Here is a 24906-nt window from a genome sequence, read left to right on the forward strand (position 1 = left end):
TTAGGCTGGTCTCGGGCACGACGTCAGAACCCGTGGAGTGGGCGTCGGCGTCCTGCGGGGAAGACCGTGGATCGGACGATCTCGTTTGACTTTGGACAACATCTGACGGTCAGAACGGTCGCCCCAGCACGGCATGAGGGTGCTCGACCAACCAGGAGGAACTGTGAGCAGCGATCGGGACGGGATCCGCGGGGGCTGGGCTACACCCGGCGATGACCAACCCGACGCGGAGTCCGCAGTTGAGGCGACGGGCGAGTTCACCATCGATTACGCGCCGCCCGCCTGGTACACCCAGAACGCGTCGAGCGGTGCGGGGCAGGAGCCGGGGCCGGTGTCACCGGTACCCGGGCCGACTCCCCCGCCGCTCGCCTCGGGTGGCGCGTTCACGCCGCCTCCGCCGCAGGATGGTCCGGATGCGCCGTTCTCACCGCCGCCCCCGCCCGGCCCGGGCGCGCCGTTCACGCCGTCCACGCCCTCCGCCGGGGTGCCCCGGCTGCCGGTCGGGAGTGGCTTCGAGCCTCAGCAGACGCAGGGGCGGCCGGAGGCCGAATCCGAGCCGGAGTCGCAGGGGCTGCCCGAACCGGACGCGCCGGCGCCCGCCGCGGATCCGGTCCCTCCCGCGGCCGCACCGTCGTTTCCGGCCGGTGGGTTCCAGCTCCAGGCCCCCGCTCCCCCGCCCGCCCAGGAGCCGGAGCCGGACAACGGTGACCTGGAGAGCGGCGCCACCATGCGGTTCTCCTCGGCCGCCCTGAAGCGGGAGATCGCCGAGCGTACCGCCGCGGACGACGCCGGGCAGGACGCGCGGCCGGAGCCCGTGGCCGACGGACCCGAGGCCGTCACTGAGGAAAACGCCGCCATCGCTTCCGCCGACGCCGGTGAGGTCACGCCGGGCGAGGCGTTCGCTGTGGCGGGTGACGATGTCGAACCCGAGCGCGCCGATGCCCCGGAACCTGCCGGTGGTTCCGAACTCGCCGAAGCCCGCGAGCAGGACAGCGCGGCGGGCGAGGACGCCGCGCCCGTCGCGGACGACGGGCCCCGGTCGGCGGACGACAGCGTCGGCTCCGATGTGTCCGACGGCCTTTCCGGCGCTGTGGACAACGCCGTTGACGAGTTCGGCCCTTCCCCTTCCGTTCAGGAGGGTGAGCCGGAGCCGGTCGCTTCGGCCGCTCCGGTGACCACGCCCGAGCCCGAGGACGCGGTGCCCGACCTCCAGGACGCCGTGCCCGGGGGCGCCGTTCCGGCCGACGTGCCGCCTGCGGTCCAGGGCGGAGTGCCGCCGCTGCCTCCGTCGTACCCTCCCGTCGCGCCCGCGCCGGCGCATCAGTGGCCCGCGCAGCCGCAGCCGGCGGCCACCACTCCTGAGCAGCCAGGGGTACCGGCCCAGCAGCCTCCTTTCCAGCCGCAGGCTCCGCAACCGGCGCCCGCCGCGTGGAACCCGCCGGCCGCCGCGCCGATGCCGCCGAGCCAGGCGCCCGCGCAGCCCGGTCCGCCGCCCGGCTACGGCTTCCCCCCATCGGGCGCCTTCCCTCCGGCGGCACCGCAGCCTCCAGTCGCCCAGCAGCCGCAGCAGCCGGGGGGCGCTCCCGTCCCCGCTCCCGAGGCCGACGCGGCCGCCGGTTTCGGGTTTCCGCAGCCTGGTGCGCCGACTCCCCACCCCCAGCCCCCGGTTCAGCCCGGTGGGTACGGCTTTCCGCAGGCAACCACGCCGCAGGGGCAGCCGCCGGAGCAGCAGCAGCAGCCTTATCCCGGCGTACCGCACCAGGCGTACCCGCAGGGCGACGCCCAGGCTCCGCCGCTTCCCTCTGCCCAGCAGCCGCAGCAGACGCCTCACGCGCCGCAGCCGATGCAACCCGGTCAGCACGGTCAGCACGGTCAGCACGGTCAGCCGGAACAGTTCCAGCAATACCAGCAGGGTCAGGCTCCCGCGCCGCAGCAGCCCGCCGATCCACGACTCGGTGCCGCCTGGCCGCAGCCCGTACAGCACGACCAGCGTCAGCCCACCAACCCGGGCGCCGCGCCGCTCGGTTACACCGCGGCCGTGGAGCTGTCGTCCGACCGGCTGCTCAACAACAAGAAGCAGAAGGCGAAGAGCAGCCGCCCGAGCGTCGGCGGTTCGCGGTTCAAGCTGGGCGGCAAGAAGGAGGAGGCCGAGCGGCAGCGGAAGCTGGAGTTGATCCGCACCCCGGTGCTGTCCTGCTACCGCATCGCCGTGATCAGCCTCAAGGGCGGCGTCGGCAAGACGACCACCACCACCGCGCTCGGCTCCACGCTCGCCACCGAGCGACAGGACAAGATCCTCGCGATCGACGCCAACCCGGACGCCGGCACGCTCGGCCGCCGGGTGCGCCGGGAGACGGGTGCCACCATCCGCGACCTCGTCCAGGCGATCCCGCACCTCAATTCGTACATGGACATCCGGCGGTTCACCTCCCAGGCCTCGTCCGGGCTGGAGATCATCGCCAACGACGTGGACCCGGCCGTGTCCACGACCTTCAACGACGAGGACTACCGGCGCGCGATCGACGTGCTGGGCAAGCAGTACCCGATCATCCTCACCGACTCGGGTACCGGCCTGCTCTACAGCGCCATGCGCGGCGTGCTCGACCTCGCCGACCAGTTGATCATCATCTCGACGCCGTCCGTGGACGGGGCGAGCAGTGCCAGTACGACGCTGGACTGGCTGTCCGCCCACGGGTACGCCGACCTTGTCTCGCGGTCCATCACCGTCATCTCGGGGGTCCGCGAGACCGGCAAGATGATCAAGGTCGACGACATCGTCGGCCACTTCCAGACGCGGTGCCGGGGCGTCGTCGTGGTGCCGTTCGACGAGCACCTGGCCGCCGGTGCGGAGGTCGACCTCGACATGATGCGGCCGAAGGTGCGGGAGGCGTACTTCAACCTCTCCGCGATGGTCGCGGAGGACTTCGTCCGCCACCAGCAGTCGCACGGCCTGTGGACGTCCAACGGCAACCCGCCGCCGGTTGCCGCGCCGCCACTGCCGGGCCAGGCCCAGGGACAGGCCCAGGGACAGGGACAGGGTTACCCGGGCGGCCAGCCGATGCCCGGACAGCCCGGCCCCGGACAGCCCATGCCCGGACACCAGCCCATGCCGGGCCCGCCCGGCGGGCCGGGTCAGCCGGGTCAGTTCGCCCAGCCGGCGCAGCCCGCGCAGCCCCAGCCGGGACAGCCGTACCCCCCGCAGCCCGGACAGCCGTACCCGCAGCCCGGGCAGCCCTATGCCCAGCCCGGTTACGGGTATCCACAGCCGGGGCAGCAGCAGCCCGGGCAATCGCCTCCGCCGCAGCAGCAGTAGGACCGCCACCGCGTAAGGGCCCGCGTCGTCACCGGACGGCGCGGGCCTTCGCACGTGCGCAGGCAGAACTGGTGGGGCTGGGCCGTCAGGCTCTCACCAGGGAGGCGCCAGTGGTCTGCGCCAATGAGAGTGACTCTGTCGCCAACTCCTCGTTTTCGCAGGCCAAATGGGGTTTGACGCACCGTTGACGCGCGCAGACTGCCGCTGGTAGACACACACTTCACTCCGCCTGCGCCACCCGGCCAGGCCCGCTCAAGCACTTCACGGATCGCTCCAGCCTGTTCACATCTGTTCAAGCCCGCCTCACGTGGGGGCCTACGGCATCCCGCGTGCGATGACGCGAGGTCAGGTAGCCATGAGCGCACACGATCAGCACGGCAGTGGACGTACCGGCACCCGCTCGAGGAGGTTCCGGCTGCTCACCGCCGCGGGCGCCACCGCCGTGCTTCTCGCATCGGGGATGGCCGCCACCCCGGCGGTCTCGGCCGCCGAGGACGACAAGGTGCTCACCGTCGCCGTGGCACAGAGCGTCGACTCGCTCAGCCCCTTCCTGGCGGTACGGCTCCTCAGCACGAGCATCCACCGGCTGACGTACGAGTACCTGACCAACTACGACCCCGAGGACAACCACGCCGTCCCGGGTCTCGCCACCGAGTGGAAGTCGTCACCGGACAAGCTGACCTGGACGTACACGATCCGCTCCGACTCCAAGTGGTCGGACGGGCAGCAGGCGACCGCCGAGGACGCGGCCTGGACGTTCAACAAGATGATGACCGACGACGGCGCCGCCACCGCCAACGGGAGCTTCGTCACCAACTTCGCGGAGGTCACCGCGCCCAGCCCGACCCAGCTGGTGATCCGGCTGAAGAAGCCGCAGGCCACGATGACCGCGCTGGACGTGCCGATCGTGCCCAGACACGTCTGGGAGAAGGTCGGCGACCTCTCGAAGTTCAACAACGACAAGGACTTCCCGGTCGTCGGAAACGGGCCCTTCGTCCTCACGGACTACAAGCCGGACAGCTATGTGCGGTTGAAGGCCAACAAGGACTTCTGGCGAGGCGCACCCAAGTTCGACGAGCTGGTCTTCCGTTACTACAAGGACCAGGACGCCGCCGTGGCGGCCCTGCGCAAGGGCGAGGTGTCGTTCGTGTCCGGGTCGCCGTCGCTGACGCCCGCCCAGTCCGACTCCCTCCAGGACGAGGAGCACGTCCACGTCAACGACGCGCCCGGCCGCCGTTTCTACGCCCTCGCCACCAACCCCGGCGCACGGGCGAAGGACGGCACGAGGTTCGGTGACGGCCACGCCTCCCTGCTGGACCAGCGGGTGCGGCACGCGCTGTTCATGGCGGTGGACCGCGAGGCGATCGTCGACAAGGTGTTCCAGGGCCACGCGGTCCAGGGGAAGGGCTACATCCCGCCGCGCTTCCCGCAGTACTTCTTCGAGCCGTCGGCCGGCCAGGAGCTGGCGTACGACCCCGCCGGGGCGGCCCGGCTGCTCGACGAGGCGGGCTACCGGACGAACGCCGACGGCGAGCGCCTGGGCAAGGACGGCAAGCCGCTGAACTACCGCGTCCTGTGCCACGCCACCGACCCGAACGACAAGGCGATCGGCAAGTACCTGGAGGAGTGGTGGGGTGAGCTGGGGATCTCGACCACCCTCAACTGCCTGGACAACGTGACCGATCCGTGGCTGGCCGGCGAGTACGACCTGGCCTTCGACGGCTGGTCCGTCAACCCCGACCCGGACTTCGTGCTCTCCATCCACACCTGCGACGCGCTCCCGGCCACGCCGAAGGACACGGGAGCCACCGACAACTTCATCTGCGACAAGACGTACGACGAGCTGTACGCCCGGCAGCTGGCCGAGTACGACCCCGCCAAGCGGGCGGACCTCGTCAAGCAGATGCAGTCGAGGCTGTACGACCTGGGGTACATGAACGTCATGGCCTATCCGAACGCGGTCGAGGCCTACCGTACGGACCAGATCGAGTCGATCACGACCATGCCGTCGGCGGCGGGCAACATCTACGGGCAGGACGGTTACTGGAGCTGGTGGTCGGCGGTCCCCGCCGGATCCGGTGACTCATCCGGTGGTTCGTCGTCGACCGGTGCCGTGATCGGGATCGCCGCGGGCGCCGTCGTCCTCGTCGGACTCGGGGTGCTCTTCCTGGTCCGCCGCCGGGCGACGGCGGACGACCGTGAGTAGGCCGACGACCGCGGGCACGGGCGCGGGTGCGGGGCCGGGCGCGGGTGCGGGGCAAGGCTCCGCGGGCAAGGGGCGGCCGTCCTGGCCGCCCCGACGGCCGGCCGTCGGCGCGTATCCGCGGTACGTGGCGGGCAAGCTGGCCGGAGCGGCCGTCTCCCTGCTCGCCGTCCTCGTCACCAGCTTCTTCCTCTTCCGGATGATCCCCGGTGACCCGGTGAAGTTCATGACGGGCCGCCGTCCGGTCTCGGCCGAGCAGATCGCCGTCTACCGGCGGGAGTTCGGACTGGACCTGCCGCTGTGGCAGCAGTTCACGGACTACTGCGGCAAGGCCCTCACCGGGGACCTGGGCACGTCGTACCAGTTCCGCGCGCCGGTCGTCGACAAGATCTCCGAGGCGCTGCCCAACACCCTGCTGCTCACCGGCACGGCGTTCGTGCTCTACACCGCGCTGGGCGTCTTCCTCGGCACCCGCTCGGCATGGCGGCACGGCAGGCTCGGCGACCGTCTCCACACCGGTCTGGCGCTGACGCTCTACTCCATCCCGTCCTTCTGGCTGGGGCTGCTGCTCATCATCGTCCTGTCGGTCGGCGTGGATCCCGTTCCGGGTCTGTTCCCCACCGGGGGCATGGAGTCGGGCAGGGAGGAGGGCCTCGCCCACGTCATCGACGTCGCCCACCACCTCGTGCTCCCGGTGGTGACCCTGGTCGCCGTGGAGTACGGACAGACGCTGCTGGTCACACGGTCGGCGTTGCTGGACGAGATGGGCGGCGACTATCTGACGACGGCGCGGGCCAAGGGCCTCAGGGACGATCTCGTACGGCGCCGGCACGCGGTGCCCAACGCGCTGCTGCCGACCGTCACGCTGATCTTCGTCAACCTGGGGCGGACGGTGGCGGGAGTCATCCTCGTCGAGACGGTCTTCTCCTGGCCGGGGCTCGGCGGGCTCTTCTACCAGGCGCTCAGCGTGCCCGATCTTCCGCTGGTGCAGGGGCTGTTCTTCGTCTTCGCCGCCGCGGTGATCCTGATGAACACCCTGGCGGACCTGCTGTATCCCCTGTTCGATCCGAGGGTGGGCCGATGACCGCCGAGACCACCGACCATTCTGGGAGCCCCGAGTCGTCCGCGGAATCCGCGACGCCCGGCCCACGCGCACTCGCCCGGCGGCGGCGCCGGGCCTCCGTCGCGCGCTTCTGGAAGGAGTACCGCAGGCACCGCGCGGGCATGTTCGGGCTGGCGGCGCTGCTGTTGTTCGTGCTCGTCGCGCTGACCGCGCCGCTCACCGTCGGGTCGGACGTGGAGAGTGTGACCAACGCGCCGGGACAGCCGCTGGAGAGCCCGAGCGGCCGGTTCCCGCTGGGCACCGACCAGTTCGGACGGAACCTGCTGGGACTGCTGATCTGGGGCTCTCGCGTCTCGCTGCTCGTCGGGCTGCTCGCGGCCGCGCTGTCGGTGACGATCGGGGCGCTCATCGGGATCACGGCCGGACACTTCCGAGGCTGGTACGCCACGGTGATGATGCGGATCACGGACTGGTTCCTGGTGATGCCGACGCTGGTGCTCGCCATCGTGCTGGCGACGGTCCTGTCCCGTTCGCTCGGCACGATCGTGCTGGCGATCGGCGTGACCACCTGGCCCACGACGGCCCGTCTGGTACGCGCGCAGACGCTGGCGGTGGAGTCACGGCCGTACATCGAACGCGCCAAGGCGCTCGGGGGCGGGCACTGGCACATCATGTCCAGGCACGTGCTGCCCAACGTCATGCCGCTCGTCCTCGCCCAGACGACCCTGATCATCTCCTCCTCGATCCTGGCCGAGGCGACCCTGGCCTTCCTCGGGCTCGGGGACCCGGCGGTCGTCTCCTGGGGCGGGCTGCTGCAGGACGCGCGGGAGGCGGGGTCCGTGAGTTCCGGCGACTGGTGGTACCTGGTTCCGCCGGGTGTCGGGATCGCGCTGGTGGCGCTGGCGTTCACCCTGTGCGGGCGTGCGGTGGAGGCCGTTCTCAATCCCAGGCTGGGGGTGTCGCGTTGAGTCTGCTCGAGGTCCGCGACCTGCACGTGACGTACCCCGGCGGTGCGGCCGCCCTGCGCGGGGTCGACCTGAGCCTCGCCGCGGGCGAGAAGCTCGGCATCGCCGGCGAGTCCGGCTGCGGCAAGTCCACCCTGGCACTGGCACTGCTGCGGCTGCTGCCGCCCGGCGCACGGATCCGCGGGGAGGTCCTGCTGGACGGCGAGGACGTGCTGACCATGAAATGGGGCCGGGTGCGGGCCGTGCGCTGGGCGGGGGCGTCGATCGTCTTCCAGGGCGCGATGCACTCCCTGAACGCCGTGCACCGCGTCGGTGACCAGATCGCCGAGCCCATCCTGCTGCACCACAGGGCCACACCGGCCGGCGCCCGGAAGCGGACCGGTGAGCTGCTGGAGCAGGTGGGCCTGCCGACGGCACGGGCGAGTACCTACCCGCACGAGCTGTCGGGGGGCCAGCGGCAGCGTGTGATGATCGCGATGGCGCTGGCCTGCGACCCGCGTCTGATCATCGCCGACGAGCCCACCACGGCACTCGACGTGATGATCCAGGCGCAGATACTCCGGCTGATCGAGGGCCTGGTGGGCGAGCAGGACGTCGGCCTGATCATGATCAGCCACGACCTCGCCGTGCTGGCCGACACCTGCGACCGGCTCGCGGTGATGTACGCGGGACGGGTGGTCGAGGAGGGCCCGGCGGGGCAGGTCTACGCGGACGCCCGGCATCCGTACGGCCGGGCGCTGTCGGGGGCGTTCCCGAGGATCGGGGACCCCGCTTCGCGGTTCGCGCCACGCGGGCTGCCGGGTGATCCGCCGGACCCGGCGGCGGTGCCGTCCGGGTGCGCGTTCCATCCGAGGTGCCCGGTCGCGCTGGACGTCTGCGCCACCCGGGACCAGGCGCTGCGGGAGGCGGGAGAGGGCCGGCGGGCGGCGTGCGTGCACGTGGGGTCCGACGGCACCGGCACCCCGCCCGGCCACGGCGCGGCGTCGGGCGGCACACCGCCGGCGCGGGACGAGGGAGCGAGGAGCGGCACCCCATGACGGACACTCCCCTGCCGAGCACTGCGACGACGGGCATTCCGACGAGGAGCATTCCGATGACGGGCATTCCGATGACGGGCACCTCGCCTTCGCTGCTGAGCGTCGAGGGTCTGCGGGTCGCCTTCCCCGGACGGCACGGCGCGCCCGACGCCCGGGCCGTGGACGGGGTCGATCTCGACATCGGGCGGGGCGAGATCGTCGCGCTGGTCGGTGAGTCGGGCTGCGGGAAGACGACACTCGCCCGCTGCCTGCTCGGCCTGGTCCCGCCGAGCGCGGGCCGCGTCACCTTCGACGGCACGCCGCTCGCCCGCTCCGGCCGCGCGCTGAAGGCACACCGCAGGCGGGCCCAACTGGTCCTCCAGGACCCGAGCGGCTCACTGAACCCGCGGCACACGGTGTACGACATCGTCGCCGAGGGACTGCGCATCCACGGTCGTGCGGGGGACGAGCGGACGGCGGTCGCCGGGGCGCTGTCCCGTGCCGGGCTGCGGCCACCGGAGCGCTTCTTCCTGCGTTACCCGCACGAGCTGTCCGGCGGCCAGCGCCAGCGGGTCGTGATCGCGGGCGCACTGGTCCTGGAACCGGAACTCCTCGTCGCCGACGAGCCGGTGGCCTCCCTCGACGCATCGGTGCGCGGCGAGATCCTGGCGCTGCTGCTGCGGCTGCGCACCGAGCTCGGACTGTCCGCCCTGGTGGTGACCCACGACCTGGGGCTGGCCTGGAACATCGCCGACCGGGTCGCGGTGATGTACCTCGGCCGGATCGTCGAGACGGGTGCGGCGGAGCGGGTACTGACGGCGCCCCGGCATCCGTACACCCAGGCTCTGTTGTCCGTGCTGCCGGAGGCGCCCGGCACTCCGGTCGTGCTCTCCGGTGAGCCCCCCGATCCCTCGTACGTCCCCACCGGCTGCCGCTTCCACGTCCGCTGCCAGGTCCTCGCCGGTGGCGAGGCGGAACGCGCCGGGGTCGCCGACGCGTGCCGGCACCAGGAGCTGGAGATCCTGCGCGGCGGCGACACGGCTCAGGTCGCCTGCCACTGGGCCCGGACGGAGCGGTCGGCGGCCGGGCGGGGAGACGCGGCCGCGCCGCGACCGGACTGACCCGGGCGGGCGCGCGGGCGCGCGGGCGGGCCCGGACGGGCGGACTGACCCTGGCGCGGACGGACCCGGGCGGACGAGGACCCGTCCGCCGCTTCCCGGCCGTCCGCACGGTGCGACGGCCGTACGGCCTCGGCCTCGGCCTCGGCGTCGGCGTCGGCGTCGGCGTCGGCGTCAGAGCTGCCGGGCGTCGTCCGCCGCGACCAGTTCCCGGCAGCGCTCGACGTCCTCGGCCATCTGCTCGAGAAGCGCGTCCAGCGTCTCGAACCTCGCCTGGCCGCGTACGAAGGCCAGGAAGTCCACGGCTACGTGCAGGCCGTACAGGTCGAGGCCGACGCGGTCGATGGCGTACGCCTCCACCGTGCGCTCGGTGCCCTCGAACTGGGGGTTGGTGCCGACGGAGATCGCGGCCGGCATCGCCTCGCCCTGGGCGTGCAGCCAGCCGGCGTAAACGCCGTCGGCCGGGATCGCGGTGTGCGGCAGGGTCTCGACGTTGGCCGTGGGGAAGCCCATCTCACGGCCGCGCTGGGCGCCCCGGACGACGACGCCCTCGACGCGGTGCGGGCGGCCCAGGATCTCCGCGGCGCCCGCGACGTCGCCCTCGGCGACCAGGCGGCGGGTCAGGGTCGAGGAGAACGGGGCGCCGCCGCCCGCGTCACCGGACACGTACAGGTCCACGACCTCGACCTCGAAGTCGTAGACCTTGCCCTGTTCGACGAGGAACTCGACGTTCCCGGCGGCCTTGTGGCCGAAGCGGAAGTTGGGGCCCTCGACGACCGCCCTGGCACGCAGCCGGTCGACCAGGACCTTGACCACGAAGTCGGCCGCGGACAGCTTCGAGAACTCCTTGGTGAAGGGGAGGATCAGCACCGCGTCCACACCCAGGTCCGCCATCAGTTCGGCGCGGCGATGGTGCGGGGCGAGCAGCGGCGGGTGGCTGCCGGGGCGGACGACCTCGCTGGGGTGGGGGTCGAAGGTGACGACGACGGCGGGGACGCCCAGGTCCCGGGCGCGGTCCACAGCATGCTTGATGATCAGCTGGTGCCCGCGGTGGACGCCGTCGTAGGAGCCGATGGTGACGACGCTGCGTCCCCAGTCCTCGGGGATGTCCTCCAAGCCACGCCAGCGCTGCACTGTGTCTGCTCCTTGGTGGTTTCCGTGGTGCCTCTTACGCAGGTCTAAGGGTGCCATGCCGTCCGGCTCCCGCCCGCATCGGCATCGGAGCTGTGACCGGGTGCACGCCGCGCGGACCTGGTGGGTTCACGCGGGGACCCGTGTGCCCGCCAGGTTCTCGATCGTGCGGCGGGCGCTGGGGCCCACCAGGGCGGCCCAGTCCTGGGGCGCGTCGGCGAGCCAGCCGGTGACGCGGGCGGCGAAACCCGGGAGGTGGCGGGCCAGGTCGACCAGGCCGCGGTCGAAGCAGGTGGCGCCGTCGGGGGTGCGGACGAGGAGGAGGCCGGTGCGGTGGACGAGGGCGCGCGCCTCGTCGCCGCCGCGCTGGGCGGCCGCGTGCAGCAGCGCGTCCAGCACGGCGGGATCGTGCTCGTGGGTCAGGAGGTGTTCGCGCAGCTCGCCGCGGAGCGGGCCGCTGCCGGGAGTGCCGTCGGCGGCGAGTGCTCCCGCGAGCGCCGTGCGCACCGGCTCGGGACCGTCGTCCAGCAGGCCGGTGACCAGGGGCCGGAGCACGGCGCGGGCCGCGGGACCCTGGTCGAGGCGTCGGTCGACGTAGGCGGCCACGTGCCCGGCGGTCCCGGGGCGCTCCGTCACGGCCTCGCCGACGAGTACGGCGACCCGGCGGGCCAGCGCGGGGGTGGTGGCGTCGACGAGTCTGCGCAGCGCCTCCCCGGCGTCCGGCCCGCGCAGCCGGGCCCGGAACGCCTCCAGGACGGGCTCCGGGTGGGTCGGCAGCGCGGCGGCCACCGCGCTCGGCGGCAGGTACGGGTCGCCCGCCGCGAAGTGACCGAGTGCCCGGGGGAGGTGGCGGTCGCGGCTGCCGGGGTCCTGGACGAGCAGGGCGAGCGCGCCGCCGCGCAGCCGGCCGTCGGCGGGGCCGGCGAGCAGGACCAGGGCGGCGTGGCGGAGCAGGGTGCGGTCGGCGGCGGTGCGGGCGTGCGGGGCCGTGCGCAGGCCGTGGGTCACCGCCGCCGCCTGCCGCGCCGGCCGTTCGTCGCGCGCCCAGCGCTCGACGGCCCGGCAGAGGGCGGACGGCTCCTCCTCGGCCAGGACGGCGAGCAGCTCGTCGGCCCGTCCGTGCGCGCTGTCGACGAGTGCCTCGGTGAGGCCGTCCAGGCTTCGGTGGCGGTGCGTGTGCAGCAGCGCCTGCGCGGCCGTGGCGACGGTGGCGTGCGGGGTGGCGGGCAGGGGGCGTTCGTCGTCGAACCAGCGGACGAGGAGCGGTTGTACGGCCGTGGGGTCGGTGGCGAGCAGTCCGGCGACGGTGTCGAGATAGCGGGGGCCGGGCTCGTGCGGGGGCCCGTCGGCGAGGACGAGGCGGCGCAGCAGGTCCAGACGCGTGGCCTGTGGCAGCCGCAGGCCACGTGTCCAGAAGGCGGGCCCGAACTCCGCCGGCGCGGACCGCCCTTCGCCCGAGGACCCCCGCTCCGCGATGCCGTCGGCCAGCAGCCGCAGCACCTCCGTGTACGGCGTCGCGTCGGGTACCCGCGTCAGCACCTCGGCGAGCAGCCGGGCGGCCCACCAGGAGTGCGGGTCGGCGTCGAGGGCGTTGACCAGTTCCTCGAGTGTCAGCGCGAGTTGGGGGATGCCGTGCTGACGCGCGAGGAGCAGCACGGCCTCGGTGACGGGCCCGATGCGGTGGTGCGGCACGGGGAGGGTGTGCGTCTCGTGCGGGGCGTCGCGGCGGTGGACGAGGGCGCGCAGGGCCTCGTCCAGGTCGAGGTGGGTGCCCTGGATCCAGTCGGCGAATTCCTCGTGCGCGAAGCGGTAGCCGCTGCCGGCGGGCACCAGGAGGCCCTCGGCGAGCACGGCGGAGGCCCATCCGGTGCCGCCGCCGAGCCGGGCGGGTGCCGGTCCCCAAGGGAAGACCGTCTCGAACGACTCCCGGTCGAGTTCGCCCTGCCCGGGGCCGAGACTGCGCCGGGCCGCCTCGTGGACCTGTCCGGAGACCTTGGCCGCCAGTCGCCGTACGGCGGTACCGCGCAGGCCGTTCTCCCCGGCCAGCCGGGTCGCGACGCGCAGGCACATCAGGTCCAGGTGGGCCGCGAACACCGCGTCCCGGTCGACACGGGCGGGGGGTGGGGAGCCGGGGAGCCCGGCGTGGATCTCCGAGAGCAGGCGGAGGGTGAGGGGGTGCCTGCCGTCCGGATCGGCGAGGGCGCCTTCCGGGACCCGGAACCGTGCGCGTGCCTCTCTGGCCTCGTCGTCGCGCAGGTCGCCGAGTCGGACGCAGGGCGGAAGCCCCGCGCCGAGGGCACCGGCCCCGGGGTCGGTGGCATCCGGCCGGTGGCCGGCGGCTTCCGGTCGGGGTTCATCGGTTCGGGGCCGCGGCGCGGCGGCATCCGTCCTGGACGACGGCCTTCGCGCGGTCGGTCCCGGCGGGCACGGCGCTCCACCGGCCGTCACGGACTGGGCCGTCACGGACTGGGCCGTCACGCCGACTGGCCGGGGCGACGACTCTCCGGGGGGCTTTCCGGAGGCCGTCACGTGGGAGGGCACTTGGCCGGTCGACGCCGGCCACGGTCCGTCACCGGCCGACACGGTGCACGGTGTCCCACCCGCGAGCCGAACGGAGCAGTCCCCGCCGTCGACCGTTCCGGGCGGGTTCACCTCTGTGCCGTCCTGCCAGGGGCACGCTTCTCCGAGGGCCGGTGCGGACCCCGGTGCCCCGGTGGCGACCGCCGCCCGGGGCGACGGCACGCCCACCGCCCGCCCGGACGGCCGCTCCCCCACGGCCGAGCCGGACCGCGCCGCTCCGGCCATCGGCCGGGACGCCGGCTCCCCCGTGACCGCCCCGTACAACAGCTCCCGCGGGAACTCCGCCCCCGCCCGCTCCCAGTACTCCGCCCGGCATCCCACCACGAGCCGTGCCCCCGTCTCCCGCAGCCACGTCGCCGTGCCCTCGGTCCACTCGGGGAGGCGGTGGGCCAGGACCGGCGGCATCTCCTCGGGGCCGTCGAGGAGGAGCAGCAGCGGTCGCCCGGCGGTGCGGGCGAGGTGGGCGAGGCGCTCCGGGGTGATGTCGCCGAGGCCGGCGGGGCGGGAGCGGTCCGAGGCCGACACGATGCGGGCGGCCCGGGCCAGCGCCCTGCGGGCCGCGTCCGCCAGCGACATGTCGTCGTCACGCAGGTCGGCGCCGCGCAGCCACAGCGTGGGCGCCGGCTCGGCGCCCCGGGAACGGCGGGCGGCGAGGGCCGCCAGCTCGGTCGTACGGCCGCTGCCGGGCGCGCCGACCAGCCCGAGCACACTGGCGCGGCTCGTGGCGAAGGCGGCGAACTCCCGTGTCACAGCGGCCCGCTCGACCGGCACCACGGGGCCCGGACGAGTACCCGGGCCCATACCCGGGCCGACGCCGGGACCGGCGCTGAGGCCGGCACCGGTACCGTCTGGACGACCGGCACCCGCTGCGGGATCGGCAGTACCCGCTGCGGGACCGGCCTCGGGACCCGCGCCCACACACCCCACCGCACCCGGTGGACCGTCCTGCCCCACCGAGGTCGCCGTCAGTGCGAGTACGCCGGCCAGATTGAGGTCGGCTCCGTAGGCCGGGACCGTCGCCGCGTTCTCGGCGAGGAGGCCGGCGAGGGGGCCGGGGGCGGGGAGCAGGGGCACGGCGAAGCCGACGTCGCTGTGGCAGGAGCTCAGGGCGGTGCCGAGGACGCCGAGCACGGCGCCGGTCGCGATGTCGAGCACCGGTCCGCCGGCCGCGCCGCCGCCGAGGCGCAGCGCGTCCCGCCCCGACGTGCCGAGCGCGAGCTCCAGGGCGTCGCCGAGGACGTGGAAGCGGTCGGTGGCCGCGTAGTGGACGTCGGTGGTTCCCAGGACGCGGGCCTCTCGCCAGCCACCGGCGGCGATCCGCACGTAGGTACCGGCCTCGACGCGGTCCCGCACGGTGACGGGCAGCGGATCGACGCCGAGGCCCCCGGCGCGTACGAGGGCCAGGCCGAGGGCGGGCAGCGGGGTCACGTCGGCGGCGGCCACGACGCGGCGGCGGTACGCTGCGGTGCTCAGCACGAGCCGGGACAGACCGTCGACCGCTTCGTGGCTGGTGATCACCGTGCCGCGGTGGTCGGCGACGAACCCGGTGCCTCGGGGGCGGCCGGCGAGGTCGTGGACGCGGATCAGCGCGTCGTCGGGCGCGCCCCGCGCCGGGCCGGCCTCCCGGGCGGCCGGGGGCCCGCCGTGCGCCTCCCACCCACCGCGCGGGTCCCTGGAGCTGTCCCGGGACGGCTGTCCTGCCCTGCCGCCCGCCGCCTCCCGGGACCGGTTCCGCGACGCCATCGTCGAGCCTCCCCGCGTACACCCGTGCTGTGCGTTCGACGGTAGGCGCCTGATGATCAGCGAGACAGTTCCCGTGCGAACGCGCCCCCTTCCACTCCCCCGCTTCACTCCGAGCGCCTGCCCGGACGGGTGAACAGAAGGGGTGGGTTGGATACACCCTGGGGTGGGGGAACCGAGGGGGGACCGTGGAGCGGCGGCAGTGAGGACCCCGTGTTCGCCGCTCCACGGGCGGGAGGTGCCGGCGCGTCGGCTCAGCCGAAGATGGCCAGGCTCTTCGCCTTGCCCCGGTGCTCCTCCACGAGCGCGAGGAAGCGGCCCTCGGGGTCGAAGACGGCGACGGCACCGGCGCCCGCGTACGTGTCGGGCATCTCCAGCCGTACGCCGTTGGTGAGCAGCCGGGCCCGCCTGGTGTCCACGTCCCAGCGCGGGAAGGCGGCGGTGGCCGCGTCCGCGATCGGCATGACGGTCAGTTCCTGCTGGTGCTGGTCCAGCGTCCTCGCGGCGTCCAGCTTGTACGGGCCGACGCGGGTGCGGCGCAGCGCGGTGAGGTGGCCGCCGACGCCGAGGCCGGCGCCCAGGTCGCGGGCGAGGGCCCGGATGTAGGTGCCGGAGGAGCAGACCACCGAGACCACCAGGTCCAGCACCGGGGTGCCGTCCTCGGCGACGGCTTCCCGGACGTCGTACACCTCGAAGGAGGAGACGGTGACGGGGCGGGCGGGGATCTCGAACTCCTCGCCCTCGCGCGCCCGCTTGTAGGAGCGCACGCCGTTGATCTTGATGGCGCTGACCTTGGACGGCACCTGCATGATGTCGCCGGTCAGCTGGGCGACGGTCGCGTCGATGGCGTCCCGGGTGACCTTCGAGGCGTCCTGCGACCCCGTGATCTCGCCCTCGGCGTCGTCGGTCGGCGTCGTCTGCCCGAGCCTGATCGTGCCCAGGTACTCCTTCTCGGTGAGGGCGAGGTGCCCGAGGAGCTTGGTCGCCCGCTCCACACCGAGGACCAGGACGCCCGTCGCCATCGGGTCGAGCGTGCCGGCGTGCCCGACGCGCCGGGTGCGGGCGATGCCCCGCATCTTGGCGACGACGTCGTGCGAAGTGAAGCCCGACGGCTTGTCGACGATGACGAGGCCGTCGGGCGTGGGGTGCTTGTCGGTCATTTAGCGGTGTCGTCCGTCTCGTCGGCGTCGGCGGCCTCGTCGGGCTCGTCGTCGGACTCGCCCGGCTTGCGGTACGGGTCCGCCTCGCCGGCGTACGCCGCGCCCGCGGACACCTCGCGCACCTTCTCGTCGGACTGGCGCGCCTTGTCGAGGAGGTCCTCGATGTTCCGGGCGGTGTCCGGGAGGGCGTCCATGACGAAGGTCAGGGTCGGCGTGAACTTCACGCCCGCCGCCTTGCCTACCTCGGAGCGCAGGATGCCCTTGGCGCTCTCCAGGCCCGCGCTCGCGGCCGCCCGCTCCTCGTCGTCCCCGTACACCGTGTAGAAGACGGTCGCCTCCCGCAGGTCACCCGTGACCCGGGTGTCCGTGATGGTGACGTGCGAGCCGAGGCGCGGGTCCTTGATCCCGCGCTGCAGCTTCTGGGCCACCACCTCTCGGATGAGGTCCGCCAGCCTTTTCGCCCGCGCGTTGTCGGCCACTGGTCCGTCTCCCGTTCTTTCTTCTTCTGCGCTTCTTCTGCGCTTCTCGTGCGTTTCTGGTCAGTCGTCGTCGCCGTGGATGCGCCGTCTGACGGACAGCAGCTCCACCTCCGGGCGGCCGGCCACCAGCCGCTCGCACCGGTCGAGTACGTCGGAGAGGTGCCCCGCGTCGCCGGACACCATGGCCAGGCCGACGACGGCCCGCCGGTGGAGGTCCATGTGCTCCACCTCGGCCGCGCTCACCGCGTACTTCCGCTGGAGCTCGGCGACGATCGGACGGACGACGGAGCGCTTCTCCTTCAGCGAATGTACGTCGCCGAGGAGGAGGTCGAAGGACAGCGTCCCCACATACATGTGTGCAACCGGTTCACCCGCCGGCTCGGGATCGATGGCCCCGCCATCCATGTGGCGGGGACATCAGAACCGTACAACGAACGGCCGGGGCCGATCGACGGAGTTTACTCTCCGCCGACCGGCCCCGGGCCGCACCGTCTGAAGAAGTCGGGGCTGTTACACCCGCGGCTTCTCGCGCATCTCGTACGTCGCGATGACGTCGTCGACCTTGATGTCGTTGAAGTTTCCGAGGTTGATACCGCCCTCGAAGCCTTCGCGGATCTCGGTGACGTCGTCCTTGAAGCGACGCAGGCCCACGATGTTGAGGCTCTCCGCGATGACCTTGCCATCGCGCAGCAGGCGCGCCTTGGTGTTGCGCTTGACCTCGCCGGAGCGGATGAGGACACCCGCGATGTTGCCCAGCTTGGACGAGCGGAAGACCTCGCGGATCTCCGCCGTACCGAGCTCGACCTCTTCGAACTCCGGCTTGAGCATGCCCTTGAGGGCCGCCTCGATCTCCTCGATCGCCTGGTAGATGACCGAGTAGTACCGGACGTCCACACCCTCGCGCTCGGCCATCTGCGCGGCACGCCCCGCGGCGCGCACGTTGAAGCCGATCACGATGGCGTCGGAGCCCATCGCCAGGTCGATGTCGGACTCCGTGACCGCACCGACGCCGCGGTGCAGGACGCGGATGTCGACCTCTTCGCCGACGTCCAGCTGGAGCAGGGAGGACTCCAGAGCCTCGACCGATCCGGACGCGTCGCCCTTGATGATCAGGTTCAGCTGCTGGATCTCGCCGGCCTTGAGCACCTTGTCCAGGTCCTCCAGCGACACGCGGCGCGTGCGCTTGGCGAACGCGGCGTTGCGCTCACGGGCGGCGCGCTTCTCGGCGATCTGACGGGCCGTACGGTCCTCGTCGACGACGATGAAGTTGTCGCCCGCACCCGGGACGTTGGTCAGGCCCAGGACCTGGACCGGAGTCGACGGGCCGGCCTCGGCGACGTTGTTGCCGTTGTCGTCGAGCATGGCGCGCACGCGGCCGTAGGCGTCGCCCACCACCATCGTGTCGCCGACCCGCAGGGTGCCTCGCTGCACGAGGACCGTCGCCACGGCACCGCGGCCGCGGTCGAGACGGGACTCGATCGAGATGCCCTGCGCGTCCTGCGTGGGGTTGGCACGCAGGTCGAGCGAGGCGTCGGCCGTGAGGACCACGGCCTCCAGCAGCGAGTCGATGTTCAGACCCTGCTTGGCGGAGATGTCGACGAACATGGTGTCGCCGCCGAACTCCTCGGCCACCAGGCCGTACTCGGTCAGCTGACCGCGCACCTTGGTCGGGTCGGCGCCCTCGACGTCGATCTTGTTGACCGCGACGACGATCGGGACGTCGGCCGCCTGGGCGTGGTTGAGCGCCTCGACCGTCTGCGGCATGACGCCGTCGTTGGCCGCGACGACCAGGATCGCGATGTCGGTCGACCGCGCACCACGGGCACGCATGGCGGTGAACGCCTCGTGACCCGGGGTGTCGATGAAGGTGATCTTGCGATCCTCTTCGTTGACCTCGGTCGCGACCTGGTAGGCACCGATGTGCTGGGTGATGCCGCCGGCCTCGCCCGCGATGACGTTCGTCTTGCGGATGGCGTCGAGCAGTCGGGTCTTACCGTGGTCGACGTGACCCATGACGGTCACGACCGGCGGACGGACGACCAGGTCCTCCTCGGAGCCCTCGTCCTCGCCGAACTCCAGGTCGAAGGACTCGAGCAGCTCGCGGTCCTCCTCCTCCGGGCTGACGATCTGAACCGTGTAGTTCATCTCGCCGGCGAGGAGCTGGAGCGTCTCGTCGGAGACGGACTGGGTCGCGGTGACCATCTCGCCGAGGTTCATCATGACCGCGACCAGCGACGCCGGGTTGGCGTTGATCTTCTCCGCGAAGTCGGTGAGCGAGGCACCGCGCGACAGGCGAATGGCTTCGCCGTTGCCGCGAGGCAGCATCACGCCGCCGACCGACGGGGCCTGCATGGCCTCGTACTCCTGGCGCCTCTGCCGCTTCGACTTGCGACCGCGACGCGCGGGACCGCCGGGACGACCGAAGGCGCCCTGCGTGCCACCACGGCCACCCGGACCGCCGGGACGACCGCCGAAGCCGGGACGACCGCCGCCGCCACCGAAGCCGCCACCGCCACCGGGACGACCGGCGAAACCGCCGCCGCCACCGGGACGACCGCCGCCGCCACCGCCGCCGGGACGACCGGCGAAGCCGCCGCCGCCCGGACGACCGCCGCCGCCACCGGGACGACCGGCACCGGCCGGACCGCGACCCCCACCGGGACCACCGCCGGGACGCGGGCCGGCAGCGGGACGCTGCGGCATCATGCCGGGGTTCGGACGCGGGCCGCCGCCGGGACGGGGACCGGCGCCCTGGCCGCCCTGCGGACGCGGCATCGAGCCCGGGGTCGGGCGGTTGCCGCCCGGAGCCTGGGGACGGGGGCCGCCGCCCTGGCCGCCGGGAGCCTGCGGACGGGGACCGGCGCCGGGGGCACCGGGACCACCCGGACGCTGACCGCCCTGCGGACGGGGCGCCTGCGGGCGCGCCATGCCGGCGTTGCCGCCGGAGGTGAAGGGGTTGTTACCCGGACGCGGGCCGCCGGGGCGGCCGGGACGCTGCGCCGGGGCGCCGGGACGCTGGCCACCGGGACGGCCCTGGCCACCCTGCTGGCCTCGGTCCTGACCACGGTCCTGACCGCGGTCCTGACCCGGGCCGGACGGACGACCGCCGGGCTTGGGGGCACCGGGACGCGCGCCGGGCTTCGGTCCGGCCGGAGCCGGAGCCGAGGCGGCGGGTGCGGCCGGAGCGGCCGGCGGAGCGGTGAACTCCGGTGCGGCCGGGGCCGGACGCGGCGCGGGCTTCGGGCCCGGCGTCGGACGCTGTCCCTGGGGCTGGCCCTGGGACGGCGCCGGCGCGGGGGCCGACGGAGCCTCGGGCTGCTGGGCAGCCGCGGGCTTGGGCGCGGCCGGCGGCCGCGGGGCAGCCGGACGGGCCGCCTGCGCCGGGGACGGCGCGGCGGGCCTGGGGGCTGCCTTCTTCGGGGCCGCGGGGCGCCCGGCGGACCGGCCGTTGCCACTGCCCTGCTGGAACGCGTCTGTCAGCTTGCGTACTACGGGCGCCTCGATCGTCGAAGACGCCGAACGGACGAATTCACCGAGCTCCTGGAGCTTGGCCATGACGACCTTGCTCTCGACACCGAACTCCTTGGCGAGTTCGTAGACCCGGACCTTAGCCACTTCGCTCCTCTTAGGTCCGGGTTGCGTCCGGACCGTCGCTAGTTCATGGGCGTACTCATCGCGTACTCATCGAGTGCTCATCGCAATCTCGACCTGCTTTCACTTCGCGAGGTACCGGGCCGCACGGGGATCCGCGCGGCTCTCTTCCTTGGCACGTTGCTCACATGCTGCTGTCAGCAACCCTGTGCCTGCTCGACGTAGCGGCGCAACGCCTTTACGTCGAGCGGCCCCGGGACGCGGAGCGCCCGCGGGAACGCCTTGCGGCGCACTGCCTGGTCGACACAGACCGGTGCGGGGTGAACGTAGGCACCCCGGCCGGGCAGCGTACCGCGTGGATCGGGGGTGCAATTACCCTCGACCGCCACAGTGCGCAGCAACTCGCGCTTGACCGCTCGCTCCCGGCACCCCACGCAGGTGCGTTCAGGGCATGCTCGGGTACGTGTCCGGCCAGACACTCTTAAGTCTACCTCCCCGGACCGACCTCACCCCCTTGGGGCAAGAATCGAACACATACCGCACGCAAGACTGTCGTGATCTCAGCGTCGTGCGGCTTGGATCTATTCCCCGCGGCCCGTCGACGGCCGGTCGGACCGCTGCCCGACGACCCTGCCGAGCACCGCTCCCACGACCGCCCCTACGACCGCTCCGACGACTGCTCGGACGGCAGCTCGGTGTCCGGCCGGATGTCGATCCTCCAGCCGGTCAGCCGGGCGGCGAGGCGGGCGTTCTGGCCCTCCTTGCCGATCGCCAGCGACAGCTGGTAGTCGGGCACGATGACGCGTGCGGAACGGGCCGCCATGTCCACGACCTCCACCTTGGAGACGCGGGCCGGGGAGAGCGCGTTCGCCACCATCTCGGCCGGGTCGTCCGACCAGTCGACGATGTCGATCTTCTCGCCGTTCAGCTCGCCCATGACATTGCGCACCCGGCCGCCCATGGGGCCGATGCAGGCGCCCTTGGCGTTCAGGCCCGAGCGGGTGGAGCGTACGGCGATCTTGGTGCGGTGGCCGGCCTCGCGGGCGATCGCGCAGATCTCGACGGATCCGTCGGCGATCTCGGGCACCTCCAGGGCGAAGAGCTTCTTCACCAGGTTGGGATGCGTCCGCGACAGCGTCACGGACGGACCGCGCACGCCCTTCGCCACCCGGACGACGTACGAACGCAGCCGCGTGCCGTGCGGGTAGGTCTCGCCCGGCACCTGCTCCTGCACGGGCAGGATGGCCTCGAGCTTGCCGATGTCGACGAGCACGTTCTTCGGGTCGCGGCCCTGCTGGACCACGCCGGTGACGATGTCGCCCTCGCGGCCGGCGTACTCGCCGAGCGTCGCGTCGTCCTCGGCGTCGCGCAGCCGCTGCAGGATGACCTGCTTGGCGGTGGTGGCGGCGATACGGCCGAAGTCGGACGGGGTGTCGTCGAACTCGCGGGCCTTCTGGCCCTCTTCGAGGTCGTCCGGGTCCTCCTTCGCCCACACGGTCACATGCCCGGTCTCCCGGTTGAGCTCCACGCGCGCGTGTCGGCGGCTTCCCTCGGTGCGGTGGTAGGCGATGAGGAGAGCCGACTCGATCGCTCCGACCAGCAGGTCGAAGGAGATCTCCTTCTCCCGCACCAAGCCCCGCAGGGCGCTCATGTCAATGTCCACGGCTATGCCTCCTCGTCTTCCGTTGTGTCGTTCGTGTCGTTGTCGCTGTTCTTGCTGTTCTTGGTGTCCTTGCGGCTGAACTCGACCTGCACGCGTGCCTTGTCGATGTCGCCGAAGGCGAGTCTGCGGGTGGTGGCCTTGCGGCCCTTCACTCCGGGTACTTCGAGGTCGAGTCCGTCGTCGTCCACGTCGAGGACGCGCGCGACCAGTTCGCCGCCGTCGTGGAGCTGGAACCGCACGAGGCGGTCCGTGGCGCGCACGTAGTGGCGGTGCTCGGTCAGGGAGCGCTCCGCGCCCGGGGTTCCGACCTCGAGGGTGTACTCCCCCTCGCCCATCGCGTCGGTCTCGTCGAGCTTCGCCGAGAGCGCGCGGCTCACATCGGCGATCCGGTCCAGGTCCGCACCGGTGTCGGAGTCGACGACGACGCTCAGCACACGCTTGCGGCCGACCGAGTCCACCGCGATCTCTTCGAGGTCCAGGCCCTGGGAGGCGACGAGCGGCTCCAGCAGCTCTCGCAGCCTCTCGCTCTGGGTGGTGCTCATCCGGGTGACTCCTCGGCCGCGTGTGCTGTTGTGGGACGGTGCGCGTGTCTGGTCAAAGGGTATCCGGTCCCGAGGGGTGTTGCCGTCCACCCCGGGCACGGCGGTGCCGATGAGTGGTGCCCGGGCGGGGCCCGGGTACCGTGATCACGGGCAGGCCGCACCGCGGAGTCCCGTCGCGTCGCCCGTTCGCTTTGCCTTCGCTTCCGTACGAGCCTGTCGAGGACGTCTGCCGTGTCGTTTTCCTCATCGCCGCGCCTGCCCTCGGGGCCGCGCCGAAGAAGCCTGCTCGCGTCGGCCGCGGGGGCCGCCCTGCTCGTCGGCTGTTCCGGCGGGTCGGACTCCGGCGGTACGGAGGGCGATCCGCCGGCCGCCGACCGGGCACGCGCGCGTGCGGCCCGGGACAGCGAGGCACTGGCCGGGCGGTACGCGAGCGTGATGGCCGCGCACCCGGGGCTGGCGGAGCGGCTGCGGCCGTTGCACGCCGAGGTCGTGCGGCACGCGGAGGCGTTCGGCTCCGTGCGCGCGGCCTCGCCCGAGGCGTCCGGGGCGGCGCCCTCGGCCTCCGCGCGGGCCGCCGGTCCGGGAGACGGTTCCGGCGCCGTGCCGACGACCGAGAAGGACGCCCTGGCCCTGCTGGCCGCGACCGAGCGGGAGCTGGCCGACCGGCGGGCCGAGGCGCTGCTGAAGGTGCCGGGCGAGCTGGCGCGGCTGCTGGCCTCGGTGGCGGCGGCCGGGGCGGCGCACGTGTATCTGCTGACGGAGGCTGACGGGTGAGCGAGTCGGAGAACCGGGAGCTGGACGCCCTCCAGGCGGCGCTGGCGGCGGAGCACGCGGCCGTGTACGGCTACGGGGTCGTCGGCGGGCGGATCGGCGAGGAACGGCACACCGCGGCACGGACGGCGTACGACGCCCACCGGGCGCGGCGGGACGCGCTGGCGCGTGAGGTGCGCGATCTCGGCGGCAAGCCGGTCGCCGCGGCGGCCGGGTACGCGCTGCCCTTCGCGGTGCCGGACCCGGCGGCGGCCCTGCGGCTGGCGGCCGAGCTGGAGGACCGGGTGGCCGGGGTCTACTCCGACCTGGTGCGGGCTGCCGAGGGCGACCGGCGGGCCACGGCGGCCGGGGCGCTGCGCGAGGCGGCGGTCCGGGCGGTTCGGTGGCGGGGCGGCAGCGTAGCCTTCCCTGGGCTCGCCGAACGGGCCGACAGCCCGTCGACGCCGGACGCGGCGTCGGGCTCCGCTCCGGGTGCGGCATCGGACTCCGCTTCGGATTCGACGTCGGACTCCGCTTCAGGAGCGGCATCGGACCCGGCATCGGCCCCGGCCCAGGACACGGCTTCCGCTCAGGCGGCACCGACTGCGTAACACGTACGGCTGCCCGTACGGGAAGGGAACGGCTCGCGCATGGCTTTCGAACCGCCGCGGCGTCTGGTCAGGGCGCTCGGTGAGACGGCACCGGACGGTGCCGACTGGTTGGAGAAGCTGCCCGGTGCGGCCGAGCGGGCCGTCGCGCTGCGTGAGTTGACCGTGGAGCGGGTACAGGTGCCCGGCGGGCGCAGCAGTCTGGTGGTCCTGGTGCGGACGGCCGACGGAACGCCGGCCGTGCTGAAGCTGGCCCCGCGCCGGGCGCGCCCGGAGAGCGAGCGGGCCGCGCTCGCCCACTGGGGCGGGCTGGGCGCCGTACAACTGCGCGAAGCGGAGACCGCGCGGACCGCGGACACGGAGGGCGTGCTGCTGCTGGAGCGGCTGCATCCGGACGTGTCGGTGCGGTCGCTGCCGGAGGCCAAGGCGCTGCTGGAGGCCGCGGGCACGCTGCGGCGGCTGTGGGTGGAGCCGCCCGCCGGTCACACCTTCGAGACCGTGGCCGAGCGGACCGGGCGGCAGGCCGAGGCCATGCGGGCGGGAGCGGTGGCCGACCCGGAGGTGGCGCCGCTGGTCGACGCGGCGCTCGCGGCCCGGGCCGAACTGCTGGCCGAGCCGCCCGAGCAGCGGCTCCTGCACGGGACGTTCCGGCAGAGCAAGGTGCTCGCCGGTGAGCGGACGCCGTGGCTGGCCGTGGGTCCCGACCCGGTGGTCGGCGAGAACGCCTTCGATCTCGCGCGGCTGGTGCGGGACCGGGTGGAGGACCTCATCGCCCAGCCGTCCGGCGCCTCGACGACCCGGCGCCGCGTCAAGCGGCTCGCGGAGTCACTGGAGGTCGATCAGGAACGGTTGCGCGGCTGGACGCTGTTCCGCGCCGTCGAGTCGGGGGTACGGGCCCGCCGGGTGGGGCGGGAGCAGGACGCGGAGCTGCTGCTGGAGTTCGCGGGCTGGCTGTAGCCGGCTGCCGCAGGACGTCGGGGGACG

At 73.2% G+C, this 24906-nt stretch carries 18 protein-coding genes; 9 read left to right on the forward strand and 9 right to left on the reverse strand.

Translation table 11 applies throughout. The features are described 5' to 3' along the window. Positions 1–133 precede the first annotated feature (133 nt). The 6 genes from ACH4NX_RS27065 to ACH4NX_RS27090 all read left to right on the forward strand — a co-directional run bounded on the left by ACH4NX_RS27065 (position 134) and on the right by ACH4NX_RS27090 (position 9681). A complete protein-coding gene (locus ACH4NX_RS27065) occupies positions 134–3313 on the forward strand; it encodes an SCO5717 family growth-regulating ATPase (protein ID WP_398129006.1) in 3180 nt (1059 codons plus the stop codon). A 355-nt stretch (positions 3314–3668) separates the two neighbouring features. Further along, entirely contained in the window at positions 3669–5519 is a 1851-nt protein-coding gene (locus tag ACH4NX_RS27070) for an ABC transporter substrate-binding protein (protein WP_398129007.1), read from the forward strand. Beyond that, positions 5512–6600, forward strand: a complete 1089-nt coding sequence (locus tag ACH4NX_RS27075) for an ABC transporter permease (protein ID WP_398129008.1) — start codon at positions 5512–5514, stop codon at positions 6598–6600. Before ACH4NX_RS27070 ends, ACH4NX_RS27075 begins: the two co-directional genes overlap by 8 nt. Further along, entirely contained in the window at positions 6597–7547 is a 951-nt protein-coding gene (locus ACH4NX_RS27080) for an ABC transporter permease (protein ID WP_398129009.1), read from the forward strand. Before ACH4NX_RS27075 ends, ACH4NX_RS27080 begins: the two co-directional genes overlap by 4 nt. Continuing rightward, positions 7544–8581: an ABC transporter ATP-binding protein gene (locus ACH4NX_RS27085; RefSeq protein ID WP_398129010.1), complete on the forward strand. Its 1038-nt coding sequence runs from the start codon at positions 7544–7546 to the stop codon at positions 8579–8581. Before ACH4NX_RS27080 ends, ACH4NX_RS27085 begins: the two co-directional genes overlap by 4 nt. Before the next feature lie 71 nt (positions 8582–8652). After that, the gene (locus ACH4NX_RS27090; RefSeq protein WP_398129061.1) at positions 8653–9681 is read left to right on the forward strand and encodes an ABC transporter ATP-binding protein; all 1029 of its coding nucleotides are present in this window, start codon (positions 8653–8655) and stop codon (positions 9679–9681) included. Between the two features lie 171 nt (positions 9682–9852). Here ACH4NX_RS27090 and ACH4NX_RS27095 read toward each other — a convergent pair whose 3' ends face one another. From ACH4NX_RS27095 to rimP, 9 genes are all read right to left on the reverse strand, one after another. After that, entirely contained in the window at positions 9853–10812 is a 960-nt protein-coding gene (locus tag ACH4NX_RS27095; RefSeq protein ID WP_351400529.1) for a bifunctional riboflavin kinase/FAD synthetase, read from the reverse strand. 126 nt (positions 10813–10938) lie between these two features. Further along, entirely contained in the window at positions 10939–15132 is a 4194-nt protein-coding gene (locus ACH4NX_RS27100; protein WP_398129011.1) for a trypsin-like peptidase domain-containing protein, read from the reverse strand. Positions 15133–15383: 251 nt separating this feature from the next. Continuing rightward, positions 15384–16289 carry a tRNA pseudouridine(55) synthase TruB gene (truB, locus tag ACH4NX_RS27105; RefSeq protein WP_351400531.1) on the reverse strand — a complete coding sequence of 302 codons (906 nt, stop codon included), beginning with the start codon at positions 16287–16289 and terminating at the stop codon, positions 15384–15386. After that, the gene (gene rbfA / locus ACH4NX_RS27110) at positions 16286–16768 is read right to left on the reverse strand and encodes a 30S ribosome-binding factor RbfA (RefSeq protein WP_351400532.1); all 483 of its coding nucleotides are present in this window, start codon (positions 16766–16768) and stop codon (positions 16286–16288) included. The genes truB and rbfA overlap by 4 nt, the downstream gene beginning before the upstream one ends. A gap of 60 nt (positions 16769–16828) precedes the next feature. Next, a complete protein-coding gene (locus tag ACH4NX_RS27115) occupies positions 16829–17122 on the reverse strand; it encodes a DUF503 domain-containing protein (RefSeq protein ID WP_351400533.1) in 294 nt (97 codons plus the stop codon). Between the two features lie 156 nt (positions 17123–17278). After that, positions 17279–20383 (reverse strand): translation initiation factor IF-2, encoded by a 3105-nt coding sequence (infB, locus tag ACH4NX_RS27120; protein WP_398129012.1) that lies wholly within the window; start codon positions 20381–20383, stop codon positions 17279–17281. 173 nt (positions 20384–20556) lie between these two features. After that, positions 20557–20838 (reverse strand): YlxR family RNase P modulator, encoded by a 282-nt coding sequence (locus ACH4NX_RS27125; RefSeq protein WP_351398331.1) that lies wholly within the window; start codon positions 20836–20838, stop codon positions 20557–20559. 179 nt (positions 20839–21017) lie between these two features. After that, on the reverse strand, positions 21018–22022 hold the full coding sequence (gene nusA / locus ACH4NX_RS27130) for a transcription termination factor NusA (protein ID WP_351398329.1): 1005 nt from the start codon (positions 22020–22022) through the stop codon (positions 21018–21020). A gap of 2 nt (positions 22023–22024) precedes the next feature. Continuing rightward, complete coding sequence (gene rimP, locus ACH4NX_RS27135) at positions 22025–22564, reverse strand: ribosome maturation factor RimP (protein WP_351398328.1); 540 nt, start codon at positions 22562–22564, stop codon at positions 22025–22027. A gap of 231 nt (positions 22565–22795) precedes the next feature. Here rimP and ACH4NX_RS27140 point away from each other — a divergent pair, with 231 nt between their 5' ends. From ACH4NX_RS27140 to ACH4NX_RS27150, 3 genes are read left to right on the forward strand one after another with little or no spacing between them, the layout of a single operon-like run. Beyond that, positions 22796–23338 carry a hypothetical protein gene (locus ACH4NX_RS27140; protein ID WP_398129013.1) on the forward strand — a complete coding sequence of 181 codons (543 nt, stop codon included), beginning with the start codon at positions 22796–22798 and terminating at the stop codon, positions 23336–23338. Beyond that, positions 23335–23925: a ferritin-like domain-containing protein gene (locus ACH4NX_RS27145; RefSeq protein WP_398129014.1), complete on the forward strand. Its 591-nt coding sequence runs from the start codon at positions 23335–23337 to the stop codon at positions 23923–23925. Before ACH4NX_RS27140 ends, ACH4NX_RS27145 begins: the two co-directional genes overlap by 4 nt. Before the next feature lie 39 nt (positions 23926–23964). Continuing rightward, complete coding sequence (locus tag ACH4NX_RS27150; protein ID WP_351398322.1) at positions 23965–24879, forward strand: aminoglycoside phosphotransferase family protein; 915 nt, start codon at positions 23965–23967, stop codon at positions 24877–24879. The last annotated feature ends 27 nt before the right edge of the window (positions 24880–24906 follow it).

This window comes from Streptomyces sp. NPDC017225, assembly GCF_044331465.1.
Taxonomy (GTDB): Bacteria; Actinomycetota; Actinomycetes; order Streptomycetales; family Streptomycetaceae; genus Streptomyces.